Source organism: Pseudoalteromonas luteoviolacea NCIMB 1942 (genome assembly GCF_001625595.1).
Taxonomy (GTDB): domain Bacteria; phylum Pseudomonadota; class Gammaproteobacteria; order Enterobacterales; family Alteromonadaceae; genus Pseudoalteromonas; species Pseudoalteromonas luteoviolacea_A.
Genome location: NZ_AUXT01000001.1, coordinates 99375 through 106044 on the forward strand (window position 1 = coordinate 99375; position 6670 = coordinate 106044).

Sequence of the window (6670 nt, forward strand, 5' to 3'; positions counted from 1 at the left end):
TTAAATAATTATAACCACACAAATGTGGTCCTGGGAGATTCAAATGTTAAACAATCAAGTAACCAAGGCTGTGCGTCTAGCACTGGCTTTAGGTGCGGTATCAGCTTCAGCTGTTACTGTTGCAGAAGAAGCAGATACGCAAGAAGTAGAGCGTATTGAAATCACAGGTTCTGCAATCAAACGTACAGACCTTGAAGGTGCTTTACCGGTAGATGTTATTAATGCTGCTGATATTGCAAAGTCAGGTGTAACATCTGTACCAGATCTTATCGCAAACATCCCATCAATGCAGGGTTTCACTGCTGCAGGTGAATCTGTAGGTGGTGGCGGTGGTGGTATCCAAACTGCTTCACTTCGTGACTTGGGCGCTGAGTACACACTAGTGCTTATCAACGGTCGCCGTATGGCTTCTTCAGACTCGGGTTCAAGTATCGACATTAACTCAATCCCGCTTGCAGCTATCAAGCGCGTTGAAATCCTAAAAGATGGTGCATCAGCACTATACGGTTCTGACGCAATCGCGGGGGTTGTTAACTTTATTCTTAAAGATGACGTTACCGATTTCACAATCGCAGCACGTCACGACAAGCCAAAAGATACTTCTAGCTCAAACTTCTCATTCACAGGTGGTTTCGGTGATTTGAGCTCTGATGGTTTCAACATCATGGCAAGCGTAAGCTACGATCAACAAGACAACCTTCGTTCTATTGATCGTGACTTTGCAAAAACTGGTTTCGTTGAGTTTGAACACGCAGGTCAAAACCTAATTGCTATCGCGGGTTCTTCAAACGCAATTCCAGGTAACGCTTATGTTACTTACAACACACGTGATGAAGATGGTAACCTTGTTCTCAACGACGCTGGCAAAAACGTTACTGCTACTTATTCTCTAAACCCTTACAGAGAAGCAAACGGCGACTGTCACGCAACAAGTGCACCTTCTGGTAATGCGTGTCAATTCGATTACACTAGTACACTTGAAATCCAACCAGAAAGTGAGCGTGTAAACGGCTTCTTACAAGGTACATTCGCGATCAACGACGAAACAGAAGCTTATGTAACAGCGTCTGCTTCAAAGTTTGAAATGACAACTCGCATTGCACCTTACCCAACAGGTACTTTCTCACTTGATGCTGATTCAGCACTAGTACAAGACAATGTTACTAAGTATTTGCCTGACAATGTTAAAGCTGATATGACTAAAGTAGCAGCTCGTTGGCGTGTACTTCCAGGCGGTAACCGTACTGATGAGTGGAGCACAACAACTAATCATATCGTAGCAGGTGTACGTGGCGACTTTGGCGAGTGGAACTATGACTTCGCAATCACAAGTTCAGGTGCTGAGCGTGAGCAAAACCGTATCACGGGTTACCCACTTGAAGAAGAATTTATGGCGCTTGTAACTTCTGGTGAAGTTGATATCTTCGCTGATCCAGCAAGTTTGACGCCTGAGCAGAACGACGCTGTTAGAGCGACGATGTTTAACGGTAACTGGGAAACAATAGATACAGACTTATTCGCTGTGGATGGTAAAGTATCTGGTCCAATCGCTGAGCTTGATGCTGGTACTGTGTACATGGCTGCTGGTTGGGATTACCGTAAATCAAGCTACTCACTAACGAACGGTAAAGGTCAAAACGACGAAGTTGTTCTTTTTGAATCAGCTGGTACTGAGTTTGACTTAGAGCGTGACAGCTACGGTGCATTCGTTGAAGTAGTGGTCCCAGTACTTGAGAATTTAGAAGTAACAGGTTCACTACGTTACGACGAAATTGGTGAAATCACTGATTCGAAGCGTACTGATAACCAAACAGTAAACCAAAGCGTAGACGACACAACTTATAAGCTAAGTGTTTCATACCGTCCAACTGATGAGCTATTACTACGTGCTTCATACGGTACTGGTTTTAAGGCTGCAACAATGCGTCAAATCGCTGCGCCTCGTTTAGAGTTTGGTGTAACTGCATCAGCTTACGAGTGTCCTGAAGGCTTGAGACAAGAGATCGCACAATTCTGTTATACAGACAAGCTTCAATATGATGTATACCGTGAAGGTAACGCGGATCTTCAGCCTGAAACTTCTAAGCAATATACTTACGGTTTCGTATGGTCTGGTGACCAAGGTACTAGTTTCGGTATGGATTACTGGAACGTGAAAATGGAAAACCAGGTTACTCGCTTGACGCAAAACCAGATTTTCGGCGACCCAGTAACTTATGCTGAGTGGTTCACTACAAAGGTTGATCCAGGTACAGGCGATACTGTTGTAGCAATCATTCAGGCTGCTGATAACGTTGGTGAATCAAGAAACTCTGGTATCGATTGGCACTTTGATTTCACAACTGAATTCTCTTTCGGTACGCTTAAGTCTCAGTTAATGGGTACTTACATGATTGAAAGCGAAAGCCTGCGTGTAGGTAGCGACAACATCTGGGATACAAGTCTAGGTCAAGTTGGTACTGATGAAGAAGTTACTTTCCGTAACATCGTAAACTTCAACAACACTTTCACACACGGCGACTTCACTCACAGCTTCAATATCAAAGCACGTAGTGGTTATACTGACGCACCAGCAAGCACAAGCTTCTATGTTGCTCAAGCTGATGACTGGAACAGCGCGGTTGATGGTAGCGTAATCCAGAAGCATGTTCCTGTTTACATGACTTTTGATTATCGTCTAGCATACGCTTGGGGTGATAACGCGAACATCGGTTTCGGTATCAAGAACTTATTTGATAAAGAGCCTCCGTTCACTCTTAATGCTGCGGCAGGCCACCAAGTTGGTTATGACCCACGTTACGCAGATGCATACGGTCGCTCATTCTACTTACAAGCTGATTACACATTCTAATCTAGCTTAAGGGCCAAGCTTTGAAAAAGTACTCAAAGCTTGGTTTTATGAGTCAGATTTTGAGTTGTAGGTAATAAAAATTCGAAATTCTTTATGAGTATGTAAGTACAGCCCCTAACATTTGTACGTTAACGTTAGTCACTGTTACACAGCATACTTTATTAATTAAAGACTGCTCAAAAACCCCGCGATAGCGGGGTTTTTTTTTCTTTGTTTTATTTCTCTTTATTTGATTCTTTTGTTTCCAATTTGTATATAGTGTTTTGTTTGTGTGATTGGTTGGCTTGTTTTCTAAGTCGCCTTTTCTATTGTAATTAACGCAGCTTATCTACTCATTCCTCATCACGCTGCTTTTCAAATATAGCCTTCTTCATTGAGTAGTAAGCGAATTTTAAGGCTTGGGCTATATAAAAAGTTAAAGTTATTAATTGTTGTTTTGTAAAGGATTTGTCTTTGTTTCTGGAACGGCCTATGCCGCTATGCATTACAAGTGGGAATTAGAGTTCGGCTAGTCCAATACTGGTCTAATAATAACTATGTTGCTCGATTATATAATGCCGCGAATTAACATAAGCGTTTGTTTTTCTGTATTAATTTTGTTCAGCATTTAATTGCGAAAAATGCAATTTTCGTTTGTTTCAACTGTATTTCACAAGCTTGCATGGGTATTTACTTTGTGGTTACTATACCCGCGTTGTTTCATATAGGGTACACATAAAAGCAACGTGCTTAACCTTATATTGAAGTAAAAAATAAAATAAAAGCTTTGCAAAAAGCTCCAGGGAGAAAACAAATAATGTTAAACAATAGAGTTTCAAAAGCGGTTCGCCTTGCGATCGCATTTGGTGCTGCATCGTCAGCGACTTTTGCTGGTCAAGTTATGGCAGCAGGCGAAGAAGGCGCAGATAAAGTTGAGCGCATCGAAGTAACTGGTTCACGTATCAAAAGAACAGACCTTGAAACGTCAGTGCCAATTACAACAATTGGTAAAGCAGAAATTGGCGAAACTGGTACTTTGAACATTCAAGACATTCTTTCAAAGTCTCCTGTTGCACTAACAGGTTCTGACCAATCTACTTCTGCATTCACAACTACTACTGTAGGTTTGAATACGACTGAGCTTCGTGGCTTGGGTGAAGCACGTACCCTAGTACTTGTAAACGGTCGTCGTTTCGTATCTGGTACTATTCCTTCTGCGGGTTATGGTGTTGACTTAAACGCGATCCCTGCAAAATTGATCGAGCGAATCGATATTCTTAAGAGTGCATCATCAGCTGTATATGGTTCTGATGCTGTAGCAGGTGTTGTAAACATCATTCTACGTGACGATATTGAAGGCGTTGAATTATCAGGCCAAACAGGTATTAGCTCAGAAGGTGACCGTGAAAAGCACAGCGTGAACATCACTGCTGGTAATACTTGGGATACAGGTAACGCATGGATTTCAATGGGTTATGATACTGATAAAGGTATTAAATCGGTAGATCGTGACTTCTCAAGCTTCGACGCATTTGCAACTAATGACGGTATCATCTACTTGGGTTCAAGTTACCCTCCACAAGGTCGTATCACATTCAATGATGCAGAAGGTAAAGCGCATTCATTTAATGGTGACGGTACTGCTTTCGAAGGTGCACTTAACGACCGTACAAACAACCGCTTTAACCGTGCCCAGTTCCGTCAGCTTATCACACCAATTGAGCGTAAATATGTATCTGGTAGCTTAAACCTAGAAGTGTCAGACGACGTAACTATGTTTACAGAATTCCAGTGGAATAATGCTGCTACTAACGGTTCTACGATTGAACCTACAGCAGTAAAAGTAAACGATGCTATCTGGCTCAACGATAAAGGTGGCCAAGGTGGTATGAGCATTGATTCTCCACTAATTCCTGAATTACTGCGCACGAACCTGAAAAATTTAGGTGTTACAGATTTAAACCAAACTACTGACTTTGTACGTCGTATGATCGAATTCGGTCCACGTGACACAAGCTTAGAGCGCGATACTGTACGTGCTGCTGTAGGTTTTGACTGGGATATCGATGGCAACTGGATGCTTAGCACGTATGCTACATACGGTCAAACAACGCAAACTCAACAAAACGGTGGTCAAGTTAACGTAGAGCGTGCTGCATTTGCTCTAGATGTTGAAGAGTTTGAAGGTGGACTTCGTTGTAAGAATGAATTGGCACGTATGCAAGGTTGTGTTCCACTGAACCTATTCAGTGATGGCCTTGGTCAAACTCCAATCTCTCAGGCTGCGGTTGACTATGTTCGTTCTCCTGCAAAAGTGTATGGTAAAGTAGAACAATCTGTATTCTCTGCTGTACTTTCTGGTGAATTACCTCTAGAACTATCTGGTGGTAACGTTGGAATTGCAGGTGGTGCAGAATACCGTTACGAAAGTGGTGTTGCTCAACCAGGTGACTTGGCTCAAACTGGTGCATCTTCTACAAACAAAGCTGAAGCAACAGAAGGCAGCTTCTCAACAACAGACGTATTTGCTGAAGCGAGCTTCCCTGTTTTAGATAGTTTACGTATTGACGTAGCTGCGCGTCAAAGTGACCACTCAGTGACTGGTTCTTCATTCACATATAACCTTGGTGCAGAGTTCCGTCCTACTGAAACGCTAATGCTTCGTGCTTCATATGCAACAGCGGTACGTACTCCGAACATCGCGAACTTATATGGTGGCCGTAGTGAAACTTTCCGTCAAACAGGTGATCCTTGTGACGGCTTAAAACTAGACCAGAGTGATAGCAAGTCGGCTACTGTCCGTGCAAACTGTTTAAAAGATGCCGCTGTTGTAGCAAGACTAGAGCAGACTGGTGAGTTCACTCTTACTCAGGTTGAGAGACAAAGTACTGGTGGTTTCCAAGGTGGTAACCCAGACGTTAAAGAAGAAACTGCAGAGACATTCAGCTTGGGTGCTGTATGGCAGGTTTCTGATGAACTATCAATAACATTAGATTACTTTGATATTGAAATCGAAGATGCAATTACTACAATCCTACGTCGTACAGTTATCGAGCGTTGTTACGATGATCCAAATATGGCAGTTGGTTGTAACGGTGCATATATCCGTAGTGTAAGAGGTGCTTTAACAGACGTTAACACTGGTTCTTCTAACGAAGACCGTATCAACACTTCAGGTTATGATATCGATATCGATTACCGCGTAGACACTGACTACGGTACATTTGGTGCTCAGCTAATCGCAACTTACACAGATGAGTTTGTTTCTACTAGCCAAGTTACTGGTCAAGAAAACATTACATTAGGTGAAGTTGAAACGCCAAAAATTAAGGCAAACATCAACCTAACGTATGCACTTGATGATTTAAATGTACGTTGGAAGCTGCGTCACTGGGATTCAGTGGTTGATAACTTAAACACAGAAAGCGCTATTCCATGGGGTAATGAGATTGGTTCTGTAACTTATCACGATATTTCAGCAGGTTACAACTTAACCAACGATACGAAGTTAATCTTTGGTATCAACAATGCGTTTGACAAGCAGCCAGCAATTTTATCTCAAGGTTCGAAGTATGGTTCAACTGGCATTAACACGAATACTCGTGCGTATGACGTACAAGGCCGTGCATACTTCTTGAACTTTGAAACTAAGTTCTAATAGCAAATAAGTCTTTAGAAAATTTTAAACCGGTCTATGACCGGTTTTTTTATGCTTTAAAAACAACATAGATGGCTTTACAAATAGTTTTTTTGGTTAATTAACCTAAGAATTAAAGCCGAGTTACTTTTATACTCGGCTTTTTAGCCTGAAAGGTATAGGCAATTAATCCAGCCATTAAA

2 protein-coding genes are annotated in these 6670 nt (G+C 42.0%); both read left to right on the forward strand.

Going from position 1 to position 6670, the window contains the following annotated elements; genetic code table 11:
• The first annotated feature begins 43 nt into the window (after positions 1-43).
• On the forward strand, positions 44-2851 hold the full coding sequence (locus tag N482_RS00405; protein ID WP_063375215.1) for a TonB-dependent receptor: 2808 nt from the start codon (positions 44-46) through the stop codon (positions 2849-2851).
• Between the two features lie 796 nt (positions 2852-3647).
• The gene (locus tag N482_RS00410) at positions 3648-6488 is read left to right on the forward strand and encodes a TonB-dependent receptor domain-containing protein (protein WP_063375216.1); all 2841 of its coding nucleotides are present in this window, start codon (positions 3648-3650) and stop codon (positions 6486-6488) included.
• Positions 6489-6670 lie beyond the last annotated feature (182 nt).